This window comes from Actinoplanes sp. NPDC048796 (assembly GCF_040650035.1).
Classification (GTDB): domain Bacteria; phylum Actinomycetota; class Actinomycetes; order Mycobacteriales; family Micromonosporaceae; genus Actinoplanes.
Genome location: NZ_JBEZGO010000021.1, coordinates 15,852 through 42,198, shown reverse-complemented (window position 1 = coordinate 42,198; position 26,347 = coordinate 15,852). Strand labels below are relative to the sequence as shown.

Below are 26,347 nucleotides of genomic sequence, written 5' to 3'. Positions count from 1 at the left end.
GGTCCGGGTCAAGAGCGATTGAGCCAGCGCATCACCTCGAGCGCGTGCGCGGCCGGGTTGGGAATCGGGTGGAAGACGTGCTCCACGCGGTCGCCGGCGACGACCAGGGTGAGCCGCTCGTAGAGGGTCAGATCGCCGGCCGCGAGGGTGGGCAGGCCGAGAGCGGCGGCCAGGCCGAGGCGCGGGTCCGGGATCAGGGGGTACGGGAGACGGAGCCGGTGCACGAGCTCACGCTGGTAGCCCGTGGACTGCGCGGACAGGCCGTACACCCGGGCGGCGCCGGCGGCCAGGAGCTCGGCGTGGTGGTCGCGCAGCCAGATCGCCTGGTCGGTGCTCCCCCGCGCGCCGTGGATCTCCAGCAGGCCGCGCGGCAGGTCGACGCCGGGGCGGCCGGTCAGCGGATAGACGAAGATCACGCTGCGGCCGGGGCCGAGTGCGCGCAGGTCGACCAGGCGGCCGTCGCTGGCGAAGAAGGTGAGCGGTGGCAGCCGCCGGCCGGCCAGCTCGGCCACGCCCGGGCCGGGGGAAACCCCGCCGGTCACCACCTGGCGCGCGGCCTCGTCGATGCGGGCGTCGAGGGCGGCGCGCTGAGCGGTCAGCTCACTGATGCGTTTCTCCAGGTTGGTGACCGTGCTGCGGAAGGTCGCGAGGGCCGCCGCGCAGACGTCGTCGCCGTTGGCGATGGACTCGACGAACGGGCGGGTCTCCTCGACGGACAGGCCCAGCGCCATGAGCTCGCGGATCTGGGTGACCTGCCGCACCGCCACCGGCTCGTACTCCCGGTAGCCGTTGCTGAGGCGCCGGGGCACGACCAGACCGGCCGCCTCGTAGTAGCGCAGGGCCCGCACCGTCGTGCCGGTGCGGCGCGCCAGCTCACCGACTCGCACGCCGCCCCCGTCGGCGCGGCAGGCGCGGCCAGCGCTTGCCCAGCACCAGGTAGGCGGCGTACACGGCGGCGACCAGGGCCAGCGCCAGGCCGGGCCATCCCTCGTGGATGACCAGCGGCGGACCCGCCGACAGCAGCGCCAGCGCGAGGGCCAGCCGGTGTGAGCTGAGCCGCCGGGGACCTTGTGGCAACGCGATCCCCCTACCCGTCACAACTGTTCTGGCCCCAGAAGTATCCCAGCGGCCCCCATCGCGCCCGGCGGCACCGTCACCCCGGGTCGTTCACCACACGGTCTGGCCGGGCTCTGACCACGTCTCGGGCGGCGGGAGCGGCCCCAACCCGGTTATAATTCCCTGACCTCGCGGTTCGCGAGGACCAGATGGCCTCTCCGCGGTGCGAACCCTGCGGCCCGCGATGCCACGAGCCATCCCGGGAGCCTGGGCATGACATCCAGTACCGCCCGTTCCGCCACCGCCGTCAGTTCAGCCGCCGCCGGTTCCGCCGCCGGGCCGTCTGATTTCGACTGGGACACCGACGAGGCCGCCGAGATCGAGGCCGTGCGCCAGGCCGCGGCCGAGGCGCAGAGCGTCGCCACGACCGACACCGTGCGGGCCTACCTGCGCGAGATCGGCCGCGTTCCGCTGCTCACCGCGGAGCAGGAGGTGACCATCGCCAAGCGGATCGAGGCCGGGCTCTACGCGGCCGAGCTGCTGCGCGCGGCCGACGCCGACGGCACCGAGATGGACGGCGTGCACCGGCGCGACCTGCGGTGGATCGTCCGCGACGGCGACCGGGCCAAGAACCATCTGCTCGAGGCGAACCTGCGGCTGGTCGTGTCGCTGGCCAAGCGCTACACCGGGCGCGGCATGGCGTTCCTCGACCTCATCCAGGAGGGCAACGTCGGCCTGATCCGCGCGGTCGAGAAATTCGACTACGCGAAAGGCTTCAAGTTCTCCACGTACGCGACCTGGTGGATCCGCCAGGCCATCACCCGCTCGATGGCCGACCAGAGCCGCACCATCCGCATTCCGGTGCACATGGCCGAGATCATCAACAAGCTCGGCCACATCCAGCGCGACCTGCTCCACCGCAACGGCCGGGACGCCACGCCCGAGGAGCTGGCGGCCGAGATGGACATGCCGGTCGAGAAGATCCTCGAGATTCAGCAGTACGCCCGGGAGCCGATCTCGCTGGATCAGACGTTCGGCGCCGAGGGCGACTCCCAGATCGGCGACTTCATCGAGGACAGCGAGGCGGTCGTCGCCCTCGACGCGGTCAGCTTCGGCATGCTCCAGGACGAGATCGAGGCGGTGCTGGCCACGCTCACCGAGCGCGAGGCCGGCGTGGTGCGGCTGCGCTTCGGCATCCGCGACGGCAACCCGCGCACGCTCGACGAGATCGGCCAGGTGTACGGGGTGACCCGCGAGCGTATCCGCCAGATCGAGTCCAAGACGATGGCCAAGCTGCGCCACCCGGCCCGCTCTCGCCAGCTGTCCGACTACCTGTTCTGATCTTCCGGAGCCCTTGCGCGGTGCCCACACGGCGTCAATACTTAGCCTCGTGGCTAACTATTCGGCGCAGCTGGACGACGTCTTCGTCGCCCTGGCCGACCCGACCCGCCGCGGCGTCGTCCGCCGGCTCGGCGAGGGCCCGGCGACGGTCGGCGAGCTCGCCCGCTCGTACCCCATGGCCCTGCCCTCCTTCATGAAGCATGTGCGCACGCTCGAATCGGCCGGCCTGATCCACACCGCCAAGCAGGGCCGGGTCCGCACCTGCGCGCTCAACCGCGAACGCCTCGCCGTCGTCGAGGACTGGCTCGCCGAGCAGCGCGACGTCTGGGAGCGGCGCACCGACCGCCTCGAGCAGTTCCTTCAGGAGGACCGATCGTGAACCCCGACCTCGACCTCAGCCTGCAGCGCGTCATCCGCGCCCCGCGCGCCGCCGTCTGGAAGGCGTGGACCGACCCGGACCGCTTCGCGAAGTGGTGGATCCCCGCCCCCGCCGTGTGCCGCGTCGACCGCCTCGAACCCCACGCCGGCGGCGCCCTGCGAACCAGCGTGAGCGACGGCGGCTCGGCCTTCGCACCCCACATGGACGCGGCCTTCCTGGTGGTCGACGACCTGGAACGCCTCGTCTTCACCAACGCCGTCGACAGCGCCTGGCGCCCCGCCACCCCACAGCCGGTGGCCATGACCGCCGAGATCACCTTCGCCGACCATCCCGACGGCACCGACTACCGCGTCCTGGTCCGCCACGGCGACCCGGCCGCCCGCGCCCACCACGAAAAGCTGGGCTTCCTCGACGGCTGGGGCACCGTCACCGGCCAACTGGCCCGCGAGGCCGAACAGCTCAGCTAGTCCGTCACCCTGGCCGCTTTCGCCTAGCCCGGGCCGGCCGACCACTCTCGCCAAGCGTTGCTCGATCTCGTTGCCGGCCGGGTCCGACGAGACGAAGGCGTCCAGGCCGAACCGCGTGGTCAGAGTCCTGACCTCGAGGTACAGCAGTTCCGGGTCCGGGCTCGAGATCCACCAGTCGCACTGGCCCACCCAGTTCCACAACAGGATCCGCATGCCGCCGGCTTCGAAGCGCAGCACCGTGTGCCCGGGCCATCCCGCCGACGGCGGCCGCTCGTCGTAGCGGTGGCGAAGGAGCTGGATGGTCGGCGCGTCGAGCTCATCACTCTGAGCGCCGATCCCGTACGGCTGGTCCAGACAGTCCGTGTCCCAACGGCGCGCCGCGATGAACTCTTCGACGCCGGCTGCACGGCGCGGCCAGGACACGAGCGACCTCGGGAGTGATCCGTTCGCGCAGTCGCTGGAAAGGCTCAGGCATCGCCGTCGATCCTGGCGCCGACGTGGCAGCCAGTGGCAAAGTGCCGGTCACTGCCACGTTGGCAGGTGCTAGCATGTTGCTGTGACAGGCAATGATCTGCGCGAGCGCCGCCGGCTCGCCACCCAGGCGGAGATCGAGGCGGTGGCGCTCGAGCTGTTCAGTGAGCGCGGGTCGGAGCGGACCACCGTCGAGGACATCGCCGCCGCGGCCGGGGTGTCGCAGCGCACCTTCTTCCGGTATTTCCCGACCAAGGAAGATGCCGCGCTCGGGGTCAACCGCTCGTTCCAGGAGGCCTTCACCGCCGAACTCGCGCGGGGCAGGAACGTGTTCGAGGCCGTCGAAGCGACACTGGCCGCGGTGCGGACGCGCGACGGGGCCGTCGACCGGCTGTTGCGGGTGCGCTGTCTGCTCGCGCGCGACGACAACCTCAACCGGGCCGCTGTCGCCTTCGACAGCCAGGCCTGCCATGCCAACCAGGAGCTGATGGGCGGTGGCCTTCGGGCCCGGGTGGTCATGGAGACCGTCAGTGCGGCGCTGCGGGCCGCTCTCGACGACTGGGCGCTGCGGCGGCACGACGGCGAGGACGCCGATCTGCTCGAGATCTTCCGCGAGGCCTGTCGCTACACCAATTTGAGCACGGACTGACGGGACAACTGATGCTGTTCACTCCCCTGGAGCTCGGCTCCATCAAGCTGCGTAACCGCCTGGTGATGGCGCCACTGACCCGTATTCGCGCCGGGCAGGACGACGGCGTACCCAATGATCTGCTCGTCGAGTACTACCGGCAGCGGGCCTCCATGGGGCTCATCGTCACCGAGGGCACCTGGCCGGTGCGGGAGGGCCGCACCTGGATCGGCCAGCCCGGCATCGAGACGGCCGAGCAGGTCGCGGGCTGGCGCCGGGTCACCGACGCCGTGCACGAGGCCGGCGGCGCGATCGTCATGCAGATCATGCACGGCGGGCGCATCTCGCATCCGGCGGTCGGTGGCACCGGGCGTACCGTCGCACCCAGCGCTCTCGCCGCCCCCGGCGAGATCCGCGTTCCCGACGGCAAGGCCGACCTGCCCGTCCCCCATGCCCTGACCACCGGCGAGATCGCCGAGATCGTCGCCGGGTTCGCCGCCGCCGCCGGCAACGCCATCGCGGCCGGCATGGACGGCGTCGAGATCCACGGGGCCAACGGCTACCTGATCCACCAGTTCCTCTCCCCCGCGGCCAACGTCCGTACTGACGAGTACGCCGACCGGACCCGGTTCGCCGTCGAGGTCGTCACCGCGGTGGCCGCCGCCGTCGGCGCCGAGCGCACCGGCATCCGGCTGTCGCCCGAACACAACATCCAGGGCGCGCTGGAGACCGACCCGGCCGACGTCGCCGCCACGTACACCGCCCTGGCCGAAGCCCTCGCCCCGCTGGGCCTGGCCTTCGTCGACATCCTGCACGCGGACCCGGCCGGCGAGCTGGTGCAGAAGCTGCGCCACGCGATGGCCGCGCCGGCGATCGTGAACACCGGCTTCGGCACGCCGACCACCCGCGAGGAGGCGGCCCGCCTGCTCGCCGACGGGCTCGGCGACGCCGTGGCGGTCGGCCGGGCCGCCATCGCCAACCCGGACCTGGCCGTCCGCTGGCACCGCGACACCGACGAGAACACCCCGGACCCCGCCACCTTCTACGTCGGCGGCGCCACCGGATACACCGACTACCCCACGCTGGAGGAGCTGGCATGAAAGCGGCTGTCTACTACGAGAACGGCGGACCCGAGGTCCTGCGCTACGAGGAGGTGCCCGACCCGGCCCCGAAGCCGGGCGAGGTGCTGCTGCGCGTGCAGGCCGTGGGCGTGCAGGGCGGCGACCTGCTGCACCGGCAGGGCACCCCGCTGCCGGCCGCCCCGCACGTCGGCGGCTACCAGGCGGCCGGCACCATCGCCGCCGTCGGTGACGATGTGACCGGCGTGCGCGTGGGCCAGCGGGCGGTCGCCTTCATGATGGCCGGCTCGCACGCCGAGCTGGCCGCGGTGCCGCTGCCCAACGTGTACGTGGTGCCCGACGACATGGACCCGCGGGTCGCGGCCGGCATCCCGGTCGAGTTCGGCACCGCCGACGACTGCCTGTTCGAGTTCGGCCGGCTCCGCGCCGGCGAGACGGTCCTGATCCAGGCCGCCGCGGGTGGGGTCGGCCTGGCCGCCGTGCAGCTGGCCAAGGCGGCCGGCGCCACGGTCCTGGGCACCGCGTCCAGCGACGAGAAGCTGGCCCGCCTGGCCGGCTACGGCCTCGACCACGCCATCAACTACAAGGACCAGGACGTGGTCGAGCGGGTCCGGGAGCTGACCGGCGGCCGCGGCGTCGACCTGGTGGTCGACCCGGTCGGGGGCCGCACCCTGGAGGGCAGCATCAACGCCCTCGCCTACCGCGGCCGGATCAGCTGGGTCGGCCAGGCCAGCCGCGACACGTACTCGCCGCAGCTGGGCCCCCTGATGGGCAAGAGCGCTTCCCTGAACGGCGTCTACTTCGGTGCCGAGATGTCGTACAACCCGGCCCGGACCCGCGCCCTGATCGAGAAGCTGATCACCCGCGTGGCCTCCGGCGAGCTCAAGGTGGTCATCGACCGCGAGTTCCCGCTGTCCGAGGCGGCCGACGCCCACCGCTACATCGAGAGCCGCGCCGCCTTCGGCCGGGTCCTGCTCATTCCCTGATCGCTTGCCTGACCGGGAAGTCCGCCCGCAACCGCTCGAACGCGCGCGTGACCTCGTCCGGCACGTCGACGTGGGCGATGAAGTCGCGCCCCGAGGGACCGTAATCGGTCATCCGCGGGATCTCGCCCATCAGCAGCGTGACGTAGTGCTCCATGGACCACATGCCCGCCGGCGGGTCCACGTACGACAGCCGCCCATCGGCCTCTTCCACGAGAGTCCGGTGGGCGGCGTAGTTCACCAGCCGGATCGCCGGCGCGTGCCGGCGGAACCCGGCGTCCATCCGCTGCTGCATCGTCGCGTCCTGGATCAAAATCAGACTCGCGTGCCGTACGCCGGTGGCCCGCAACAGTCGCAGCGCGAAAGTGACGTTGTTTCCGCAGTTCGTCGACTCCTCCTCGAGGAAGTCCGCCGCCAGCCCGTGCCGCTCCCGGAGGTAGCCGTCGAACAGCGCGGCCTCCGTCCCGCCGTCCACACCCAGCGCCTCCCGCAGCGCCGCCGTCGTGTGCCCCTCGCCGCCGACGATCATGTAGTGGTCGGCGGCCCCCGCCCGCATGGCCTCGGCGAAGACCTCGGCGCCGGCCACGATGCTGCCACCGAACAGGATGGCCACATCGGCCGTTCCCGGAGTCAGCTCGGGTACGTCGCGGCGAGCGCAGAAGCGCACCAGGGTGTTGATGTCATCGGCCCAGCGCATGATCACCACCCTACTTTGCGCCGAGTGCAACGATGCACTTAATGTAATTGGGGTGACGGATCGGCGGGCGGCGCTCAAGGCACGGCATCGGCGGGCCATTCTCGACGCGGCCAAGGAGCTGATCTCCTCCGAGGACGGCAACTCTCGCCTCAGCGTCGACCTGCTGGCCGAGCGGGCCGACGTCTCGCGGCGCACGATCTTCAACCACTTCGCGTCCATCGACGACGTCGTGACGACCGTGTGCACCGAAGTCCTCGGTGTCGTCGTCGACAATGTGCTCGACCGGATCAGCACCGCCCCGGCCGCGTCGACCTTCGCCACCGTGTCCGCGGCGCTGCGATCCACCGACGTACCCTCGCTGATTGCTTTTCTCTATCGCGCCCTCGGCGGCTTCGGCGCCGGCGATCCCCGGCCCCAGCAGATCTTTCAGGCCACCTTCTCCCGTACGACCATCGACCTCGCCCGCCTGCTCGCCGAGCGGCACACCGACCTGGACGCGCTCGAGGCGGAGATCCTGGTCAGCTCGCTGATGCACGGCACCGAGGTGATCGCCCACCACTGGATCGCCGAAACCGGCGCCGTGGTCGGCGAGGACGCCCGTCTGCTGTGGAAACACCTGCTGGACCGGCTCATCGACAGCATCCGCACCGGTTACCCCACCTGATATCAGAGAGGCACTCCCCCGTGGCCGAGTTGCTTTACCGTCTGGGGCGCTTCAGCGCCAGGCGGGCCTGGACCGTCGTGATCGCCTGGGTGGTGATCCTGGGGCTGTCCGTCACCGCGTACTTCGCCTTCGGCGGCACCCTGTCGTCACAGGTCACCATCCCCGGCACCAAGACCGACCAGGTCACCCAGCAGCTGGCGCAGCGGTTCCCCAGCGCCAGCGGCGGCTCCGGCACCATCGTGTTCCACACCGCGAACGGTTCCGCCTTCACCGACGAACAGAAGGCGGCCGTCGGCGCCCTGCTCAAGAGCACCGGCGAGCTGGACGGCGTCGCCTCGGCCACCGACCCGTTCGCCACCCAGGCCCAGGCCGCTCAGCAGGCCGCCCAGGTCACCGGCGGCCTGGAGAAGGTGAACGCCGGCCTGGCCCAGCTCGCCGCCGTCCCCGCGGCCGGGCCTGAGCAGGAGGCGGCCAAGGCTCAGCTGGAGGCGCAGGCCACCAAGCTGAAGCTGTCGCAGCAGCTGCTGGCCATGTCGGCCGGGATCCGGCTGGTCGCCGAGGACGGCAGCGCCGCCACCGCCCCCGTCGTCTTCGACAAGCCGCGCATGGAGGTCACCCAGGAGACCAAGGACGGCGTCGTCGACCACGTCTCGGCCGGCGTCCCGGCCGGGGTCGAGGCCGCCTTCTCCAACGACATCACCCAGGGCGTCCCCGAAGTCCTCGGCGTCGGCGAGGTGGTCGGCGTCGTCGTCGCCGCCATCGTCCTGCTGGTCATGCTCGGCTCGCTCCTCGCCGCCGCCCTGCCCCTGGTCGGCGCGCTGGTCGGCGTCGGGGTCGGCGTCACCGCGTCGCTCGCCCTGTCCGGCGCCGTCGACATGCTCTCGATCACCCCGGTGCTCGGCGTCATGCTCGGCCTGGCCGTCGGCATCGACTACAGCCTGTTCATCCTCAACCGGCATCGCCGCCAGCTGCTGGCGGGCGTGGACCTGCACGAGTCGATCGGCCTGGCCAACGGCACCTCGGGCAACGCGGTCGTCTTCGCCGGCGCCACCGTGCTGGTCGCCCTGCTCGCGCTCAACGTCACCGGCATCGGCTTCCTCGGCATGATGGGCACCGTCGGCGCCATCTGCGTCGCGGTCGCCGTCGTCGTCGCCGTGACGCTGACCCCGGCCCTGCTCTCCCTGCTCGGCCGGCGGGTGCTCGGCCGGCGAAAGCGCGCCGCCGCCGCCGTTCCCGGCAAGCCGATGAGCACGAGCCGCGCGCTGCTCACCGCCCTCGCCGGCCTGGCCGCCCTGATCGTCATCGCCATCCCGGCGCTCTCCATCCGCCTCGGACTGCCCGACGGTTCCTCCGAGGCGGAGGACTCGTCGCAATATCAGGCGTACAAGCTGACCGAGCAGAAGTTCGGCGCCGGGGTCAACGGCCCGCTGCTGGTCGTGGCCGAACTCCCGGCCGCGGTGACCGGCGACGCCGTACTGGCCGAACAGGTCCGCGTCGGCAACGCCCTGATGGGCGCGAGCGGCGTCACCGCCGTCGCCCCGATCGGGCAGTCCAAGGACGGCGCGCTGCTGGCCTTCCAGGTGATCCCGGCCGACGGCCCGTCCAGCGAGTCGACCGAGCAGCTGGTCCGCGACCTGCGCGACCTGTCACCGCTGGACGGCGACGTCACCCTGGGCGTGGCCGGCAGCGCCAGCGGCAACATCGACATCTCGGAGCAGCTCTCCGACGTACTCCCGCTCTACCTGGGCGTCGTACTCGGCCTGTCCCTGATCATTTTGATCTTCGTCTTCCGCTCGCTGCTGGTGCCGCTCACCGCGACGCTCGGCTTCGTCCTGTCGCTGTTCGCCACCTTCGGCGCGATCACCGCGATCTTCCAGTGGGGCTGGCTGGGCGCGGTCTTCGGCGTCCACGATCCGGGCCCGATCCTGAGCTTCCTGCCGACCATCCTGATCGGCATCCTGTTCGGCCTGGCCATGGACTACCAGCTGTTCCTGGTCTCGGGCATGCGGGAGGCGTACGCGCACGGAGCCCCGGCCCGGCTCGCCGTCCGGCAGGGCGTGCACGCCGGCCGTACGGTGGTGACCGCCGCCGCCATCATCATGATCTCGGTCTTCGGCGGCTTCATCTTCTCGCACACCGCGATGATCAGGTCCCTCGGTTTCGGCCTGGCGTTCGGCGTGCTGGCCGACGCTTTCCTCGTACGCATGCTGGTCATCCCGGCCGTGATGCACCTGCTCGGCCGGTCGGCCTGGTGGATCCCGCGCTGGCTCGACCGGATCCTGCCCAACGTGGACGTGGAGGGCGCCGCCCTCGAACGCAGCCACCCCGCCACCCCGCACGAGGAGCGCGTGCCCTCGCCTACAGGTGCCTGACGATGGTCGCGCTTTACATATGTAAGTAGTCGCCATATAGTGCCGCCATGAGGGAGCCGACGTACTTCATCTTGGCGGCACTCCAGGACGAGCCACGCCACGGCTACGCGATCATCACGCGCGCCGCCGAACTGTCCGGCCAGCGCGTCACGCTGTCCACGGGCACGCTCTACCAGGCACTCGACCGCCTCAGCCGCGACGGCCTGATCGAGGTGGTCCGCGACGAGGTGGTGAACGGCCGAGCCCGCCGCCACTACGCGCTGACCCCCGACGGCCGCGCCGCCCTCGAGGCGGAAGCCACCCGCATGGCCGAGGCGGCCCGGATCGTCCTGCGGGTGAGGCCGGCATGACCCCGTACGAGGCGATGGTCCGCCTCTACCCCTCGGACCACCCCCGCGACGAGATGCTGGGCGTGCTCGAGGAAACCGGCCGCCCCTGGCATCGCGAGGCGCCCACACTCCTGCTCGGCGCCCTGCGCGCCCGCAGCGGCGGCGACCATCCGGCCCGCCTGCGCTGGCTCTACGCGACCCGCGCGGCCGCCCTGATGCTCCTGGTCGCCGGCGCGACAGCCCCGGTCCTCGACCTGCGCTACAGCGTGATACTCCTCAACGACCTCATGATCGCCACCTGGATCTGCGCCGGCCTGGCCGCCGCCGCGGTGATGCTGGGCGCCCGCCTGCCGGCGCTGGGCCTGTCCCTCTCAGCGCTCCTGCTCAGCGGCACCGACCAGACCAGCACGGCCGCGATAGCCGCCTACACCCTGGCCGCCGTCCTGCTGCTGCTCCCCGCACCCACCCTCCCGGTCCGCAACCCCCTCCCGATCCTGCTGGCCATCGCCTGGGCCGTCGACTACACCCTGCCCCCGTGGTCGCAGTCGGCCCTGATGCTGGCCCTGCTCCTCTGGACCCTGATCGACGAACGCATCCTGCTGGCCGCGGGCCTGGCCCTCTCCGCCGGCCTGATCACAGCGACCGAGGAGATAGCCCAGGCCACCGACCCGCGAGGCCTTCTCATCGTGGCCGCCTGGCGCCTGGGCATCCCGGTCGCCCTGATAGCAGCCGGCGCCTTCCTGATCCACCGCCGAGTAAGCACCTGACCGCCCCTCCGTCCCCGGCCGCCTCCCACCTCGCTCCGCCGCTACCCGACCGGCACGCAGCCACCACCACCTGCCGTTGCGCGTGAGCCCGCCCCGCTCTCGCACGCCGGCTCCGGTCCGCCGCCTCGCACGCCGCCGGACCGGAGCTTGGCGCCGCCCTTCGCGTACGGTCCCGACAGACCGGCCGCTGTCCGCCGCCCCGCACGCCGCCGGGTTCTCCCAGCGCTGCACGGCCCACCGCCTTCGGGTGGCGCCCGATCAGTGCTCGAGTTCAACCAGGCACCGTGGCGTGCCGCCGGCCGCTACCTGCGACCGTCGGATGCGGCGCGGCCAGCACCCGAGTAGGCGACGCTCGACCGCGAGCGTCGTGCGCCGCCGCCCTGAGGCCCCACCGCGACTGCCGCTGTCGTGTGCCGGCCGGCCAGCGCCCGGGCACGACCCGCCGCCATCATGGAGCCACCCCTCCAGGGGCGACCACAACCTGCCACCACCGTCAGCCACCCCGCCCCATCCGCCACCATCGTCGGTGCCCGGCTACTGACGTCGCCATTGAGGGCTGCGAGACAGGGCACGGTGCGGGCGACGCTTCGCGCGGTCCGTGGGGCTCGTGCTCAGGGCGACGCTTCGCGCGGTTCGTGGGGCTCGTGCTCAGGGCGACGCTTCGCGCGGCCCGTGGGGCTCATGCTCAGGGCGACGCTCCCCCGCGCGGCGCGTCGGCGTGCCCAGCGCAGTGCGCTGGCAAGATTTCCTGGCGGGAGATCGTTGGTGAATCGCTGCGAGGCTATGACGGAGCGGAGCCGGCTGCAGCCGGGACAATCTCCGCCGGCCGCACCTGGAGATCCTGTCCAGCTCATCCCTTCGGCTGCCGGGTAGCTGCGCGCGCTCATGCCGATGAGTGAGCTGTCCGACCGGGCCGGTCAGAAATCCTCCGGACGTATTCCGAGTGCCGACAACGTCTCGCGGCCCGCTTCCTCCGGCAGCCAGTCAACGGTGTAGCTCCCCTGATGTGCGTCGGCCTCTTCCCAGAGGAAGCTCCCCGCCACCATGTCACCGACCACGGTCCACGGCGGGTAATCCTCGTCGAGCGGTTCGCGATGCCCGTCCGCCCACACGACAATGAACCAGACCCACCACTGACGACGGCGGGAAAAGCTCAAAGGCGCCCAGAACGTGCCCACCTGCGTCGCCACATGGCCGGCCACTTCGCCGTTCCGCCGCAAAGCCGCCACCCCGCCCCGGAACGGGTCTAGATCGGGGAAAGGCTCGGGAGGTTTCAGCATTCATCCATGATCTCGCTCCGGCGCTGGGAACTTCCGGATCTGCCGCCGTCCGTGCGGCCACCGGAGCCGATGGCCAAAAAACCGTGGTGGCTAAAGAGACCGTGGTGGCTAGCATGCCGTCGTGGCCAAACCGAACTATGGGAGCAGGACTCGCCTGCTGCCCCCGGTCCTCGGACTGCTCCTGGGTGGCGCCATGATGGCGATTTCCAGCCTGTACTGGTCTGAAAGTACAGGCTGGAAATTCGGTGCCTTTCTCTTGACCCTGATGTTCGGAGCGGGGCTCGTTGTCGAGGCCTTCCGCGACCTATGGCGGGTGCTGCAGCGGACTAAGAGATAGCCGTCCCGGCACGATCACGCCGGTGGCGGTCTCGCGAGGGGGCGGTCAGCGGCTGACCGGGGCTCGGCGGGACAGGACGTCGCGGACTCGGTGGAGCAGTTCTCGGCTGGTGAAAGGCTTTTCGACCATGACCACGCCGTCGGGGAGGGTGCCGTTGTCGGTGAGGACCGGTTCGGCGTAGCCGGACATGTAGAGCACGGGGACGCCCGGGCGGACGTCGGCGAAGCGTACGGCTACCTCGTTGCCCATCATCTTGGGCATGATCACGTCGGTCAGCAGGAGGTCGATGGCCTCGGGGTGGGTCTGCGCCAGGTGCAGGGCCTGGGCGCCTCCGTCGGCCGCCAGGACCCGGTAGCCGGCACGGGTCAGGATGCGGGCCGTGGTCTGGCGCAGGGCGTCCTCGTCCTCGACCATCAGGATGGTCTCGTGTGCCGGGGGTGAGGTGGTCTCGCCGGGCGGCTCCGTGGCGCTGTCGCCGGTGGGCACGGACCGGTCCGTGGCCGGCAGCATGATGGTGACCGTGGTGCCTATGTCGAGTTCCGAGTACAGGTGCACGTCGCCGCCGGCCGCCGTGGCGATGCCGTAGACCGTGGCCAGGCCCAGGCCCGTGCCGGCGCCGCGCGGCTTCGTCGTGTAGAACGGCTCGAAAGCGCGTTCCTGCACCTCGCGTGGCATGCCGCTGCCGGTGTCGCTCACCCGCAACCGGACGTACGGGCCGGGGCGCAAGTTGTAGTCGCCGGCGTCCTCCGGGCACAGGTCGGCGTTGCCGGTGTCGATGGACAGGGTGCCGCCGCCGGGCATGGCGTCGCGGGCGTTGACGGCCAGGTTGACCAGGATCTGCTCGAGCTGGCCGGGGTCCGCGTGGACCGTGCGCAGCCGGCGGTCCAGGTGGGTGATCAGGTGGATGTGCTCGCCCAGGGTGCGGCGCAGCATCTGCTCGACGTCGCCGACCACGTGGTTGAGGCTGAGCACCTGGGCCTGTGTCACGTCGCGGCGGCCGAACGCCAGCAGCTGCTTGGTCAGCTGGGCCGCCCGTTCGGCCGCGTGCCCGATCTGGCCCAGGTCGTCGCGGGCCGCGGCCAGGTCGGCCGGCGCCGGGTTGTCGGCCTGCAGCGTGTCGAGCAGCAGCTCCGTGTAGTTGCCGATGATGGCCAGGATGTTGTTGAAGTCGTGGGCCACGCCGCCGGCCAGCTGGCCCAGGCTCTCCAGGCGGCGGGTGTGCTGCAGGCGGCGTTCCGCGGCGTCGCGTTCGGCCTGGGTGATCAGGCGTTCCCGTTCGGCCTGGGCGGTCACCCGGTCGGTGACGTCGCGGATGGCGGCCGACACGATGAGGCCCTCGTCGGTCTCCAGCGCGGACAGGCTGATCTCGGCCGGGAACTCCGAGCCGTCCTTGCGTACGGCCGCCAGCGTCGCCCCTCCTCCCAGCTGCCTGGTCCGGGGCTCGGCGAAGTAGCGGGCGCGCTGCCCCGGATGGCCCGCGCGGACCCGCTCGGGGACCAGGATGTCGACGTTGCGCCCGAGCAGCTCTTCACGGGCGTACCCGAAAAGCTCCTCGGTCTGTGCGTTGACGAGGGTGATGGTGCCGTCCCGGTCGACGCCGACCATGGCGTCGGGCGCCGCCTCGAGCAGGCCCTGGAACATCCGCTCGGCCCGGCGGCGCTCGCTGATGTCACGGTAGATCCCGGCCACCCCGGTCACCTGGCCGGACGGGTCGCAGATGGCCGAGAGGGTCAGCGCGACGGTGACGATCCGGCCGTCCCGGTGCCGCCGCCGCACCTGGTCCTGTTCGACGCGCTCACCGGCGGCGGCCCGGGTCACCAGCGCCCGCTCGGTCTCGTCCTGCCCGTCCAGGAAGATCAGGGCGATGTCCTGGCCGATGGCCTCGGCCGCCCGATAGCCGTAGAGGCGCTCGGCGCCGGCGTTCCAGCTGGTGATCACGCCGTCGAGGGACCGGCCGATGACGGCGTTCGGCGACGACTCGACGATGACCGCCAGCCGCTGCCTCTCGGCCAGCACCATGGCTCGCTGGGCGAGGGCGGCCGCCTGGTCGGCGAGCTCGGTGAACAGGGCTATGTCGTCGTCGGCGAACAGGCTCCGGTGGCGGCTGAGCATCACCAGCGCGCCCTGCCCGCCCGGCGTGGTGATCGGCGTCGCGGTGACGTAGCGGGTGCCGGTGGCCTGGGCGAGCTCGACCGCGACGGCCGGCGGGCCGGTCCAGCCGGCGAGCGCGTCGAGGGTGAAGCCGGCGGCCAGCAGGTCGTCGAGGTCGCGGTCCTCGGCCTCCCGGGAGAGAAGGGCCCGATCGTCGTACGCCAGGACCTGCAACCGCCCGGGTGTCGTGGGCAGCAGCACGGCCGCCACGTCGGCCCCCAGCACCTGGCTCGCGCCGTGGCAGAAATGCCGCCACGTCTCGGTCGCCGGGGCGTCCGGCGGCACCGTCAGCAGCTGCTGGGTCATGGCGTACGCGGCGCCGGTCGACCAGATCCGGCGCAGCCGCCGGGGCGGCACGAAGGCCAGCAGGTAGAGCAGGCCGGCGGCCAGGGCCAGGACCCGCGAGTGTACGGCCGTGGACCGCCCGGCCGCGGAGGTCAGCACCGCGACGCCGAACAGGGCGGTGGCGGCCGCGGCGCTCCACAGCCGCACCCGGGCCGCGCCGCCCAGGGAGCGTGCCTGGGCGGCCAGCAGCACGCCGGCCAGGGCCTCCAGGCAGAAGAAGACGCCGGCGGCGAGCCAGATCTGCGCGCGGGGCGGGGTTCCGCCGGTGGCGACGACCAGCGGGGCCGCGCTGACCGCCCACGCTCCGGTCGCGGCGGCCAGCAGCCACGCCGGGACCGGCCGCAGCCGGGCCACGAGCCGCAGGGTGATGACGGGCTTGGCCAGCAGCGTGGCCACCAGCACGCCCCGCACCACGGGCGAGGCCGATCCGCCGAACGCCTCCACCAGGCCGAGCGCGAAAATCATCGCCACCGACGCGAACATCACCATCACGTCGCGCAGCAGAGGATCGCGCCGCCGCAGGTAGCGGTAGCCCATCCAGGCGAAGATCACCGCGTACGCGGAGGTCACCGCGAGCAGCATCTTCTCAGTCTAGGAAGCTCCGGGCGAGTTCGTGGGCGGCCTCGTGAACCCGGTTCCGGCCGGCGTCCTTGGCCGCGTACAGGGCGGCGTCGGCGCGGGCGGTCAGGCCTTCGGCGGTCTCCGTACCGTCCCAGACGGCGACGCCGGCCGAGAAGCTCTGCCCGCGCGGGGTGGCCAGGCGCATGCGGTCGACGATGTCGCGGGCCTGGGCGGCCGACGCGGCGGGCAGCATGACGACGAACTCCTCGCCGCCGAAGCGGGCCATGTGGTCGGCCGTGCGCAGCTGCTCCTGCCAGGCGGCGGCCGCCTCCTTGAGCAGGCGGTCGCCGGCCAGGTGGCCGTACGCGTCGTTGAACTGCTTGAAATGGTCGACGTCGATGATCGCCACGGCCAGCGGGTCACCGGTGCGCCGCACCCGCTCGATCGTGCGGGGCAGTTCGGTGTTCCAGGCGCGGCGGTTCGGCAGGCCGGTCAGCTCGTCGGTGACGGCCAGCTCGCGCACCTTCTCGGTCTGCACGTCGAGCTGGCTGATCAGCTGCGACATCCGGGCCACGACGAGCAGGAACAGCAGGACGCAGCCGAGCGCGATGGCCTGGGCGTCGATGGCGTCGTGCCGGGCGGCCTGGAACATCAGCAGGGCGGGCGCGATGAGCGAGACGAGGGTCAGCACGAGCAGCAGGCCACGGCTGGGACGGGCCGAGCGCGGCGCGACGGCCCGGGTCAGCCGGCGGACGCTCGGATGGACGGCGGCGGCCGCGAAGAGCAGGTAGCCGGCCAGGAACACGTCAGACATGATCTTGTGGGCCAGCGGACCGGCCTCCCAGACCATCTGGTTGACCACCGCCCAGGCGCCGTCGCCGGCCAGGAAGCACAGCAGGGCCGCACCCAGCAGCCGGAACGAGGTGTTGCGGGCCCCGCCGCTCAGCAGCAGCCGGGCGGTCATGGCCAGCAGGGCGATGTCGCCGACCGGATAGGCCACGCTGACGATGTGGCCGAGCAGCCCGATCGACGGGTCGGAGGCCGCCGGCTTGATCAGGAAGACCCAGGACAGCAGGCCGGCGCCGGTGGTCAGAATGGCCGCGTCGACCAGGGTCGACAGGTCGCGGTGGGCGGCGCGCCGCCGGATGAGCAGCAGCAGGCCGACCGCGACGGCCGGATAGAGCGACAGGTAGGCGGCGTCGGCCCAGGACGGAAAACCCGGATCCTCCCCGGTACGCGTGAGCAGGTACTCGACGAGGATGCCGCCGGCGTTCCCGGCCACCCCCACCGCGACCAGCCACCACATGACCGGAAGCCCCGGCCGATGGCGCCGCACCCCCACCACGATCATCACGGCGGCGAGCCAGCCGCAGGCCACCTGCCACAGCACCTGCGCCAGACCGCCGTCGGGCACCACGAGGAAGCCACCCAGCGCCACCACGGCGACTACCGCGGCCCACCCTCGACGAGATCTCACGTCGCCTGCATCGGCATCCGGGGCCCCGACATGACGGGTTCCACGCGCGGGTGTGATGAATGAACCGGGTTCCCGGTTAGCCGATCAGCGAGACCGGGCACGGATCGGCCCAACAGCCGCGGCGCCTCCCCGTGCCGCGGTCGGCTCGAGAACGAGGAGTGCCATGAGCGTCGAGAAGACCGCCAGCAGCACCGTCATCGACCCGGAGGTCCCCACCGCCGAGACCCCTCGCCGCCGGTTGCGCGAGACGATCGCCGCGGGCGCTTCCCAGGCGCCGGGCGCCGTACGGCGGAACAAGGTCCCCGCGGCGGGCGCCCTGGCCGCGGTCGGCGGCCTGATCGCGGTGCTCCTGGTCCGGCGCCGTGCCGCCCGCGCCAGGTCCCGCAGCCGCTGGGTTCCGGCCCGCTTCCAGCGCTGAGTCACAGCGCCAGGGCGGCGAACTCAGCGAGGAGCGGGTCGCGGCGCACGGACAACCAGGCCAGAGCGACCTGGTTGTCCGGGATGTCGGCGATCCGGGACCAGGTGACGTCCGGCCGGGTGTAGTAGGTGGCCGCCGACAGCGGCAGTACCACGATCCCCCGGCCGGCCGCCACGTTCTCCAGCTTCTCCTCGACCGCCCGCGCCGGCACCGGCGCGACGGCCGCCACCTGGCGCCACTCGGGAACCGCCTCCGGGCTCTGCAGGAGCGTCTCGCCGGCGAGGTCACCGATGGACACCGTCCCCTGGCCGGCCAGGCGGTGACCGGCGGGCAGCACCGCGACCCGGGGCTCGCTGGTCAGCGGGCGGACCGTGAGCCCACGCTGGTCGACCGGCAACCGGACGTAGCTGACGTCGGCACGGCCGTCGCGCAGGACCTCGACCTGATCGTTCCAGGTGGTGCGGACGACCTCGACTGTCAGACCGGGGTGGCTGTCGCGCAACCGCCGGACGGCCTCGGTGACGATGAGGCCGGGCATGAAGGCGACCACGAACCGGTCCGGCGCGACCACCCGCCGGCGCAGAGCCTCGGCCGCGGCCAGCAACGGCTCGGCCCCGTCCAGCAGGCGGCGGCCGGCATCGGTCAGTTCGGTCGAGCGCCGGTCGCGCCGGAACAGCTCCACCCGGAGTTCGGTCTCCAGGGCCCGGATCTGGCGGGACAGCACGGGCTGGGCGATGTGCAGCTCGGCCGCGGCCCGCCCGAAGTGCAGGTGGCGGGCGACGGCCACGAAGTAGCGAAGCTTCCGCAGGTCGACGTCGATGCCCTCAGGGTATTACAGGCGACGGAACAGGTCTTGGACCCCGATGCCCCGCCGGGCGCACCGTAAGAGCATGAACATTGCGAAACAGCGGGTGGTAGTCGTCGGCGGCACTTCGGGCATCGGGTACGCCACCGCGGCGGCCGCCGCCGAGCAGGGCGCCGACGTGGTCGTCGTCTCCCGCACCGAGCACCGCGTCCGCGACGCCGCCGAGCGCCTCGGCGCCACCGGGCTGACCGCCGACCTCAGCGCCCCTCCGGCCGGCCTCTTCGACGAGATCGGCCCGTTCGACCACCTCGTCTACACCGCCGGGGAGCAGCTCTCCCTCACCCCGATCGCCTCGATGCGGGTCGCGCAGGCCCGGCAGTTCTTCGGCCTGCGCTACTTCGGCGCGCTCGCCGCCGTCCAGGCCGCCCTCCCCCATCTGCGCGAGGGCGGCTCCATCACCCTGACCACCGGCACCGCCGCCGACCGCCCCCTGCCCGGCTGGGCGGTCGCGTCGAGCATCTGCGGCGCGATCGAGGCGCTGACCAGGGCCCTCGCCGTCGAGTTGGCTCCGCTGCGGGTCAACGCGGTCAAACCCGGCGTCACCCGCTCGCCGATGTGGGGTTCCGGCGAGAGCGTGGAGCAGCTGTACGCGGACACGGCCACCGCCGTCCCCCTGCGCCGGGTCGGCGAGGTCACCGACGTGGCCGACGCCTACCTCTACCTGATCGGCCAGCCCTTCACCACGGGCACGATCCTCACCGTCGACGGCGGCGCCCTGCTCGCCTGATCTCAGCGCCGTGTGCGGGCCGTGTCAGGGCCGTGCAAGGCGGGCGCGCCAGCCTGGGCGCATGAACGCACCAGTCACCATCGTCGGCGCCGGGCTCGGCGGGCTCACCCTGGCCAACGTCCTTCACGTCAACGGCATCGAGTCCATCGTGTACGAGGCGGAGCGCTCCGCCGACGCCCGCGCGCAGGGCGGCATGCTCGACATCCACGACTACAACGGGCAGCCCGCCCTCGAGGCGGCCGGCCTGATGACGGAGTTCCGGGCCGCCGTCCTGCCCGGCCGCGAGGCCTACCGGGGGCTCGCCACCGACGGCACGCTGCTGTTCGACAAGGCCGACGACGGCACCGGCGGGCGGCCCGAGGTGCAGCGTGGTGAGCTGCGGCGGATCCTGCTCGACGCCCTGCCGGCCGGAACCGTGCGCTGGGGGCACAAGCTCGACGGCGTGCGCACGCTGGGCGGCGGCCGTCACGAGCTGAGCTTCGCCGGACGCGGCCGCGTCACCACGAGCCTGCTCGTCGGGGCCGACGGGGCCTGGTCGCGGGTGCGGTCCCTGCTCACCGCCGCCACCCCGGTCTATGCGGGCACTTCCTTCATAGAGACTTTCCTGTACGACGTGGAGAAGCGTCACCCGGAGCTCGCGCGGCTGGCCGGGCCCGGCACGACGATCGTCTCCGACTTCGCGGGCCGGCAGATCAACGTCCATCGGGAGGCCGGCGGCACCCTGCACGTGTACGCCGAGCTGACCGAGCCGCTGGAGTTCTTCGACGGCTTCGATCTCGCCCGCATCGCCCGCGAGTTCGACGGCTGGGCCCCCGAGCTGCTCGCGTTCATCACCGCGAGCGACACCCCGCCGCTCCACCGGCCGCACTACGCGCTACCGGCCGAGGGCCTCCGCTGGGACCACATGACCGGCGTGACCCTGATCGGCGACGCGGCCCACCTGGCGCCCCCGGACGGGGAGGGCGCCAACCTGGCCATGCAGGACGCGGCCGAGCTCGGCACCGCCCTCGCCACGCGGGACGGGGACGCTCTCCTCTCGTACGAGGAAACGCTCTTCCCCCGCAGCGCGGAGCACGCCGAGGCGGCCACCTACAAGCCGACCCGCGAGGACATGATCGAGTTCTTCGCCATGTAGAACCTCAGCGGTTGTAGCGCTCCCGGCGGACCGTGGGGCGCTTGCCGCGGATGGTGGCCCGCGACAGGGCCTTGATGACCCGGTCGGCCGCCGACTCCGGGACCTCGACCAGCGAGAACCGGTCGGTGATCTGGATGGCGCCGATGTCGCGGGCGGGCAGGCCGGACTCGCCGGCGATGGCGCCGACCAGGTCCTGCGGGCGCAGGCCGGAGCGGCGGCCGATGCCGACGAACAGGCGGGTCACGTCGTCGTCGTTGCTGCCGCGGGAGCGGCGGTCGGGCCGGGGGCCCCGGTTCTCCGGCTGTTCCCGGCGCGGCGGCAGCGGCGACGGGATCTCCTGCTCGTCGATGTCGCCGCCGGCCGCCTCGTGCAGCAGTTTCACCGCGGCCAGGGCGACCTGCTCGACGTCGTGCTCGTCGGTCAGCGAATCGATCACCACGCGGAAGCGGTCGAGGTCGTCGGCGTCCAGGGCCTCCTGCAGCGAGGCCCGGGTCAGCTCGAGGCGCCGGGCCCGCAGGTCGGTCACCGTGGGCAGTTTCTCGAGCGGGATGCGGCGGCCGGTCAGCCGTTCGATCGCCTTGAGCATGCGCTGCTCGCGGGGCTCGGCCAGGCTGATCGCGACGCCCTCGCGCCCGGCCCGGCCGACCCGGCCGATGCGGTGGACGTACGCCTCGGGGGCGGCCGGCACGTTGAAGTTGATCACGTGGGTGAGTTGTTCGACGTCCAGGCCGCGGGCGGCCACGTCGGTCGCCACCAGCAATTCCGTACTGCCGCCGCGCAGCCGGCCCATGACCCGGTCGCGCTGGTCCTGGCTCATGCCGCCGTGCAGCGCCTCGGCCCGGTAGCCGCGGCCGTTCAGGGTCTCGGTGACCTGGTCGACCTCCTCGCGGGTGCGGCAGAAGACGATGGCCGCGGTGGGCGCCTCGACGTCGAGGATGCGGCCCAGGGCGGCCGCCTTGTAGGCGCGGGCCACGATGTACGCGCTCTGGCGCACCAGCGGCAACTCGCCCGGCGAGGGCTCCTCACGGCCCATCGTGACCCGGACCGGCTCGCGCAGGTGGCGGCGGGCGATGGCGTCGATGCGGGGCGGCATCGTCGCCGAGAACAGCACGGTCTGCCGCTCGGCGGGCGTCTCGGCCAGGATCGCCTCGATGTCCTCGGCGAAGCCCATGTCGAGCATCTCGTCGGCCTCGTCGAGGACCACGGTCCGTACGTCACCGAGGTGAAGCGTGCCCCGGTTGATGTGGTCGAGGACCCGGCCGGGGGTGCCCACGACGACGTCGACGCCGCGCGACAGGGCCTGGAGCTGACGGCCGATGGGCTGGCCGCCGTAGACCGGCAGCACCCGCACGCCGAGCTCACGGCCGTACCGGTGCACGGCCTGGGAGACCTGCTCGGCCAGCTCGCGGGTCGGCACCAGGGCCAGCGCCTGCGGGCCCTCGGTCTCGCCGCGGGTCAGCGACTGGAGCAGGGGCAACGCGAAGGCGGCGGTCTTGCCGGTGCCGGTGGCGGCCTGGCCGACCAGGTCCTCTCCGGCGATCAGGGGCGGGATGGCCCCGCGCTGAATCGGGGTGGGCTCCTCGTAGCCGAGGCTGACCAGCGCGCGCAGCAGCTCCGGCCGAAGCCCCAGCCCCGCGAAGCCTGCCTCGGGCTCGAACAGGTCTTCGTCCATGCCAGCCAGGATACGAGCCTCGGAAATCTCGATGCGCGGCGGCGCGACTCATCGGCGTTTCTCGATTAATGTTCGACCATGGCGCAGGACGATCTCGAGCAGTTCGGCTACCGGCAGGAGCTCAGCCGTTCGCTGAGCTTCACCGACCTGCTCATCTACGGGCTCATCTTCATGGTGCCGATCGCCCCGTTCGGGATCTTCGGCAGCGTGTACAGCGGCTCGGGCGGCATGGTCGCCCTGGCATACGTCATCGGCATGGTGGCGATGATGTTCACCGCCCTGTCGTACGCCCAGATGGTCCGTGCTTTTCCGATGGCCGGGTCGGTGTACAGCTACGCCGGGCGCGGCATCGCCCCGCCGGTCGGGTTCCTGGCCGGGTGGGTGATCCTGCTCGATTACGTACTCGTGCCCGGCCTGCTCTATCTCGTGGCCAGTGTGGCGATGCACTCGTTGGTCCCGGGCCTACCGGTCTGGCTCTGGCTGGTGGCGTTCGTCCTGCTCAACACGGTGGTCAACTATCTCGGCATCAAGATGACGGCCCGGGTCAACCGGATCATGCTGGTGGCCGAGCTGATCATCCTGGCCGTCTTCCTGGCCGTCGGCGTGGCGAACATCGACAAGTTCTCGTTCAGCCCGCTCTTCAACGCCGACACGTTCTCCTGGTCGGTGGTCTTCGGCGCGGTGTCCATCGCCGTGCTGTCGTTCCTGGGCTTCGACGGCATCTCGATGCTGGCCGAGGAGAGCCGCGAGGAGGCCCGCCAGATCGGCCGGGCCATGGTCGGCGCGCTGCTGCTGGCGGGCACCCTGTTCGTCGTGCAGACCTGGGTGGCCGCGTTGCTCGTACCGGACGCTCCGGGCCTGCTCGAGAACGGCGACCCCGAGGGCACGGCCTTCTACGACGCGGCCCGGGCGGCCGGGGGCGGCTGGCTGGCCACCCTGACCGCGCTGGCCACGGCCATCGCCTGGGGTTTCGCCAACTCGCTGGTCGCCCAGGCGGCGACGAGCCGATTGCTGTACGCGATGGCGCGCGACCGGCAGATGCCACGCTTCCTGGCCCGGATCAACGAGCGGCACCGGGTGCCGGCGAACGCCACCCTGCTCGTGGCGGCCGTCTCGCTGGCCCTGGGCCTGTACATGGCGAGCCGCGACGACGGGATCTCGCTGCTGTCGACGCTGGTGAACTTCGGCGCGATGACCGCTTTCCTGGCGCTGCACGTGGCCGTGGTGGTGCACTACGTCGTACGTCAAGGAAGCCGGGACTGGTGGCGGCACCTGATCGTGCCGGTGGCCGGTTTCCTCATCCTGCTCTACGTGGTGATCAACGCGGACATCGCCGCCCAGACCCTCGGCTTCGCCTGGCTGGCCATCGGCGTGATCGTGCTGATCGTGTTCTACGCGACCGGGCGGCGCCCGTCGCTCGCCGGCCTTTCCGAGGGAGATTCGTGACCGTCCGCTTCCACCCCACGCCCGAGCAGCTGTCCTACACCTTCGGCGGCCGCGAACCCGTGCTGCGCGTGGCGCCCGGCACCGTCGTCGAGCTCTACACCGAGGACTGCTTCGGCGGCCGCGTCCAGTCCGTCGGCGACCTGCCGTCGGTGGTGTGCGAGTTCCCGTACCTGAACCCGGTGACAGGCCCCATCCACGTCGAGGGAGCCGAGCCCGGCGACACCCTCGCTGTGCACTTCGTGAGCATCGCGCCGGCCCGCGACTGGGCCGTGTCGTCGACGTTCCCGCACTTCGGGGCCTTGACCGGCACCCACACCACGGCCACCCTGCACCCGCCGCTGGACGAGGTGGTGTGGCGCTACGACGTCGACGTGGCGGCCGGCACCGTCACCTACCATGCCCGGCGCGGCGACTACAGCGTGTCACTGCCGCTGGATCCGATGCACGGCACGGCCGGGGTGGCGCCCGCGGCCTTCGAGAGCCGGATGACCATCGTGCCCGACGTGCACGGCGGCAACCTGGACACGCCCGAGCTGAGGGCCGGGGTCACCGCCTACTTCGGGGTCAACGTGCCGGGCGCGCTGTTCGCCCTCGGTGACGGTCACTGCCGTCAGGGCGACGGCGAGGTCTGCGGTACGGGCGTGGAGGCGGCCATGAACACGGTGGTGATCCTCGACCTGGTCAAGGGGGTGGCGACCCCGACGCCGCGCTTCGAGACCGACGAGGCGCTGATGTCGGCCGGCTCGGCCCGGCCGCTGGAGGACGCGTACCGGATGAGCCAGCACGACCTGGTCACCTGGTCGGCCGAGCTGACCGGCCTCGACGTGCTCGACGCGTACCAGCTGATCAGCCAGGCCGGCGAGGCCCCGGTCGGCAACGTCTGCGACCCGAACTACACGATGCTGGCCAAGATCGACAAGAGATACCTGCGGGAGGTGACCGCGTACGAGGGGATCCACGCCCGCCTGCGTAGTCTGCGATCATGAGAAACGTCCTCGTCACCGGAGCCTCGCGCGGCATCGGCCGGGCCATCGCCATCGCCTTCGCGGCGAAGGGCGACCGGGTCGCCGTCCACTACGGCTCCGATCGCGACGCGGCCTCGGAGACACTCTCGCTCCTGACCGGGACGGGACACGCCCTCGCCGGAGGCGACCTGGCCGATCCCGCCCAAGCGCTCTCGGTGGTCTCCTCCGCCGCTGGTTCCCTGGGCGCGCTCGACGTCCTGGTCAACAACGCCGCCGTGGCGCCCGGCCCCGGCAACCGCCATGCGATAGCCACGACGTCGTACGAGGACTGGCAGCGCCTGTGGCGCGAAACGGTCGACGTGGACCTGCTGGGCGCGGCCAACGTGACGTACGGCTTCGCCCATCACCTCATCGACCGCGGCGCCCCCGGCAGCATCGTCAACGTGGGTTCCCGGGGCGCCTACCGCGGCGAACCGGACTACCCGGCGTACGGCGCGGCCAAGGCGGCCCTGCAGGCCTTCGGCCAGTCGATGGCGATCGCGCTGGCCCCGCACGACATCGCCGTGACGTCGGTGGCGCCCGGCTTCATCGCCACCGAGCGCCAGCAGGTGGGCGACGCCGTACGGCGGCAAAGCCCCTTCGGCCGTGTCGGCACCCCGGAGGAGGTCGCCGCCGCGGTGCTGCACCTGAGCTCCCCCGAGGCCCTGTGGTCCTCCGGCGCCGTCCTCGACCTCAACGGCGCCTCCTACCTGAGGTGATCGCCTTCGACGCGCTCGACGACGCCGAACTGGCCAGCCTCCTGCGGTCGGCGCCCGCCGGCGCGGCCGGGGTGGGCGGCGGCTCCTCGGTCATCGACGCCGACGGCGTGCCGGTCTTCGCCAAGCGGATCCCGATCACCGACCGGGAGCTGGCCCACCCGCACAGCACGGCGAACCTGTTCGACCTGCCGCTCGCCTGCCAGTACGGCATGCACCGCCTCCCCGGCCCCGGTTTCGGCGCCTGGCGCGAGCTGGCGGCCAACACCATCATGGGCTCCCCCACGCTGTATCACTGGCGAGTGCTGCCCGGCCGCCCACCCGTAGCCCCGGAGCACCGCGACATCGACGCCGTGGTCACCCAGTTCGGAGGCAGCCCGGCCGTACGCACCCGCTTCGAGGAACTGGCCGCGGCCACCCACAGCCTCGTGCTGTTCTTCGAATACCTCCCCCACCCGGCGTCGGCGCTGCTGACCGATCCCGTTGCGGTTGAACGCCAGTTGTTCGAGATCGTGGCCGCCCTGCGCACCCACGACATGCTCCACATGGACGCCCACTTCGACAACATGCGAACCGACGGCACCCGCTTGCACCTCGTGGACTACGGCCTGGCCACGTCACCCCACTTCGAACTGTCCGAAGCCGAACGTGACTTCGTCACCCGCCACGCCGGCCACGACGCCGACTACGCCGCCATGCGCCTGGTGAACTGGCTGGCCACCACCGCCTGCGGCGTCCCGTCCGCGCCCGCCATCCGCAACGCCCACGTGCTCCGCTACGCGAACGGCGACATCCCCGCGACGGTGCCCGCACCCGTGGCCGGCATCCTCACCCGCCACGCCGCGGCCGCCGCCCGCATGAATTCCTTCTGCTACCGCTTGTACGACGGCGAGGATGTCGAATACGGGCGCCCCCGTTCGTAGCCCCGCCGCCCTCTGAACCGCCTCAGCCCGACCGGACGATGGCACTCCGGGGTTCTG

24 protein-coding genes and 1 pseudogene are annotated in these 26,347 nt (G+C 71.9%); 17 read left to right on the top strand and 8 right to left on the bottom strand.

Annotated elements, in window-relative coordinates; genetic code table 11:
- Window positions 1–8: 8 nt before the first annotated feature.
- Both AB0C26_RS42515 and AB0C26_RS42510 read right to left on the bottom strand, forming a co-directional pair.
- Window positions 9–887 (bottom strand): MerR family transcriptional regulator, encoded by an 879-nt coding sequence (locus AB0C26_RS42515; protein ID WP_360259897.1) that lies wholly within the window; start codon window positions 885–887, stop codon window positions 9–11.
- Window positions 874–1,077: a hypothetical protein gene (locus AB0C26_RS42510; protein WP_360259895.1), complete on the bottom strand. Its 204-nt coding sequence runs from the start codon at window positions 1,075–1,077 to the stop codon at window positions 874–876. The genes AB0C26_RS42515 and AB0C26_RS42510 overlap by 14 nt, the downstream gene beginning before the upstream one ends.
- Before the next feature lie 288 nt (window positions 1,078–1,365).
- On the opposite strand from AB0C26_RS42510, the pseudogene rpoD reads away from it, so the two are divergent.
- The 6 genes and pseudogenes from rpoD to AB0C26_RS42480 form a co-directional block, all read left to right on the top strand.
- Window positions 1,366–2,397 (top strand): annotated as a pseudogene (rpoD, locus tag AB0C26_RS42505) (RNA polymerase sigma factor RpoD); the annotation flags it as partial.
- A 49-nt stretch (window positions 2,398–2,446) separates the two neighbouring features.
- Window positions 2,447–2,776, top strand: a complete 330-nt coding sequence (locus AB0C26_RS42500; RefSeq protein ID WP_360259893.1) for a metalloregulator ArsR/SmtB family transcription factor — start codon at window positions 2,447–2,449, stop codon at window positions 2,774–2,776.
- Window positions 2,773–3,243 (top strand): SRPBCC domain-containing protein, encoded by a 471-nt coding sequence (locus AB0C26_RS42495; protein WP_360259890.1) that lies wholly within the window; start codon window positions 2,773–2,775, stop codon window positions 3,241–3,243. The genes AB0C26_RS42500 and AB0C26_RS42495 overlap by 4 nt, the downstream gene beginning before the upstream one ends.
- Window positions 3,244–3,799: 556 nt before the next feature.
- Window positions 3,800–4,363: a TetR family transcriptional regulator gene (locus tag AB0C26_RS42490; RefSeq protein ID WP_360259888.1), complete on the top strand. Its 564-nt coding sequence runs from the start codon at window positions 3,800–3,802 to the stop codon at window positions 4,361–4,363.
- Window positions 4,364–4,374: 11 nt separating this feature from the next.
- A complete protein-coding gene (locus AB0C26_RS42485; RefSeq protein WP_360259885.1) occupies window positions 4,375–5,442 on the top strand; it encodes an alkene reductase in 1,068 nt (355 codons plus the stop codon).
- On the top strand, window positions 5,439–6,407 hold the full coding sequence (locus tag AB0C26_RS42480; protein ID WP_360259882.1) for a zinc-binding dehydrogenase: 969 nt from the start codon (window positions 5,439–5,441) through the stop codon (window positions 6,405–6,407). Before AB0C26_RS42485 ends, AB0C26_RS42480 begins: the two co-directional genes overlap by 4 nt.
- Here the strand turns inward: AB0C26_RS42480 and AB0C26_RS42475 are convergent.
- Entirely contained in the window at window positions 6,397–7,101 is a 705-nt protein-coding gene (locus tag AB0C26_RS42475; protein ID WP_360259880.1) for an ElyC/SanA/YdcF family protein, read from the bottom strand. The two genes, AB0C26_RS42480 and AB0C26_RS42475, sit on opposite strands and share 11 nt — an antisense overlap.
- Window positions 7,102–7,153: 52 nt before the next feature.
- Between AB0C26_RS42475 and AB0C26_RS42470 the strand changes: the two genes are divergently transcribed.
- The 4 genes from AB0C26_RS42470 to AB0C26_RS42455 are packed head-to-tail and all read left to right on the top strand — an operon-like array spanning window position 7,154 to window position 11,233.
- Window positions 7,154–7,765: a TetR/AcrR family transcriptional regulator gene (locus AB0C26_RS42470; protein WP_360259878.1), complete on the top strand. Its 612-nt coding sequence runs from the start codon at window positions 7,154–7,156 to the stop codon at window positions 7,763–7,765.
- A gap of 20 nt (window positions 7,766–7,785) precedes the next feature.
- Window positions 7,786–10,137 (top strand): MMPL family transporter, encoded by a 2,352-nt coding sequence (locus tag AB0C26_RS42465; RefSeq protein ID WP_360259876.1) that lies wholly within the window; start codon window positions 7,786–7,788, stop codon window positions 10,135–10,137.
- 47 nt (window positions 10,138–10,184) lie between these two features.
- Entirely contained in the window at window positions 10,185–10,487 is a 303-nt protein-coding gene (locus tag AB0C26_RS42460; RefSeq protein WP_360259874.1) for a PadR family transcriptional regulator, read from the top strand.
- Entirely contained in the window at window positions 10,484–11,233 is a 750-nt protein-coding gene (locus AB0C26_RS42455; protein WP_360259871.1) for a hypothetical protein, read from the top strand. Before AB0C26_RS42460 ends, AB0C26_RS42455 begins: the two co-directional genes overlap by 4 nt.
- A 917-nt stretch (window positions 11,234–12,150) precedes the next feature.
- Here AB0C26_RS42455 and AB0C26_RS42450 read toward each other — a convergent pair.
- From AB0C26_RS42450 to AB0C26_RS42440, 3 genes are all read right to left on the bottom strand, one after another.
- Window positions 12,151–12,513: a hypothetical protein gene (locus tag AB0C26_RS42450; RefSeq protein ID WP_360259869.1), complete on the bottom strand. Its 363-nt coding sequence runs from the start codon at window positions 12,511–12,513 to the stop codon at window positions 12,151–12,153.
- Between the two features lie 382 nt (window positions 12,514–12,895).
- A complete protein-coding gene (locus AB0C26_RS42445) occupies window positions 12,896–15,928 on the bottom strand; it encodes a PAS domain S-box protein (protein ID WP_360259867.1) in 3,033 nt (1,010 codons plus the stop codon).
- A 4-nt stretch (window positions 15,929–15,932) separates the two neighbouring features.
- Window positions 15,933–17,384: a GGDEF domain-containing protein gene (locus AB0C26_RS42440; protein ID WP_360259865.1), complete on the bottom strand. Its 1,452-nt coding sequence runs from the start codon at window positions 17,382–17,384 to the stop codon at window positions 15,933–15,935.
- A gap of 163 nt (window positions 17,385–17,547) precedes the next feature.
- On the opposite strand from AB0C26_RS42440, the gene AB0C26_RS42435 reads away from it, so the two are divergent.
- The gene (locus AB0C26_RS42435; protein WP_360259863.1) at window positions 17,548–17,802 is read left to right on the top strand and encodes a hypothetical protein; all 255 of its coding nucleotides are present in this window, start codon (window positions 17,548–17,550) and stop codon (window positions 17,800–17,802) included.
- A gap of 1 nt (window position 17,803) precedes the next feature.
- Here the strand turns inward: AB0C26_RS42435 and AB0C26_RS42430 are convergent, their stop codons facing one another.
- Window positions 17,804–18,610, bottom strand: coding sequence for a LysR substrate-binding domain-containing protein (locus AB0C26_RS42430; protein ID WP_360260054.1), 807 nt, complete (start codon window positions 18,608–18,610; stop codon window positions 17,804–17,806).
- A gap of 82 nt (window positions 18,611–18,692) precedes the next feature.
- Between AB0C26_RS42430 and AB0C26_RS42425 the strand changes: the two genes are divergently transcribed.
- Both AB0C26_RS42425 and AB0C26_RS42420 read left to right on the top strand, forming a co-directional pair.
- Window positions 18,693–19,394 carry an SDR family oxidoreductase gene (locus tag AB0C26_RS42425; protein WP_360259861.1) on the top strand — a complete coding sequence of 234 codons (702 nt, stop codon included), beginning with the start codon at window positions 18,693–18,695 and terminating at the stop codon, window positions 19,392–19,394.
- A gap of 61 nt (window positions 19,395–19,455) precedes the next feature.
- Window positions 19,456–20,529: an NAD(P)/FAD-dependent oxidoreductase gene (locus AB0C26_RS42420; RefSeq protein ID WP_360259859.1), complete on the top strand. Its 1,074-nt coding sequence runs from the start codon at window positions 19,456–19,458 to the stop codon at window positions 20,527–20,529.
- 4 nt (window positions 20,530–20,533) lie between these two features.
- On the opposite strand, the gene AB0C26_RS42415 is transcribed toward AB0C26_RS42420, so the two are convergent.
- Window positions 20,534–22,201, bottom strand: a complete 1,668-nt coding sequence (locus AB0C26_RS42415) for a DEAD/DEAH box helicase (RefSeq protein ID WP_360259857.1) — start codon at window positions 22,199–22,201, stop codon at window positions 20,534–20,536.
- 78 nt (window positions 22,202–22,279) lie between these two features.
- Between AB0C26_RS42415 and AB0C26_RS42410 the strand changes: the two genes are divergently transcribed.
- Genes AB0C26_RS42410 through AB0C26_RS42395 form a run of 4 tightly spaced genes read left to right on the top strand, consistent with a single transcriptional unit; the run spans window position 22,280 to window position 26,290 of the window.
- Complete coding sequence (locus tag AB0C26_RS42410) at window positions 22,280–23,647, top strand: APC family permease (protein WP_360259855.1); 1,368 nt, start codon at window positions 22,280–22,282, stop codon at window positions 23,645–23,647.
- Complete coding sequence (locus tag AB0C26_RS42405) at window positions 23,644–24,633, top strand: acetamidase/formamidase family protein (RefSeq protein ID WP_360259852.1); 990 nt, start codon at window positions 23,644–23,646, stop codon at window positions 24,631–24,633. The genes AB0C26_RS42410 and AB0C26_RS42405 overlap by 4 nt, the downstream gene beginning before the upstream one ends.
- Entirely contained in the window at window positions 24,630–25,370 is a 741-nt protein-coding gene (locus tag AB0C26_RS42400; protein ID WP_360259850.1) for an SDR family oxidoreductase, read from the top strand. The genes AB0C26_RS42405 and AB0C26_RS42400 overlap by 4 nt, the downstream gene beginning before the upstream one ends.
- Entirely contained in the window at window positions 25,367–26,290 is a 924-nt protein-coding gene (locus AB0C26_RS42395) for a serine/threonine protein phosphatase (RefSeq protein ID WP_360259848.1), read from the top strand. Before AB0C26_RS42400 ends, AB0C26_RS42395 begins: the two co-directional genes overlap by 4 nt.
- Window positions 26,291–26,347: the final 57 nt, after the last annotated feature.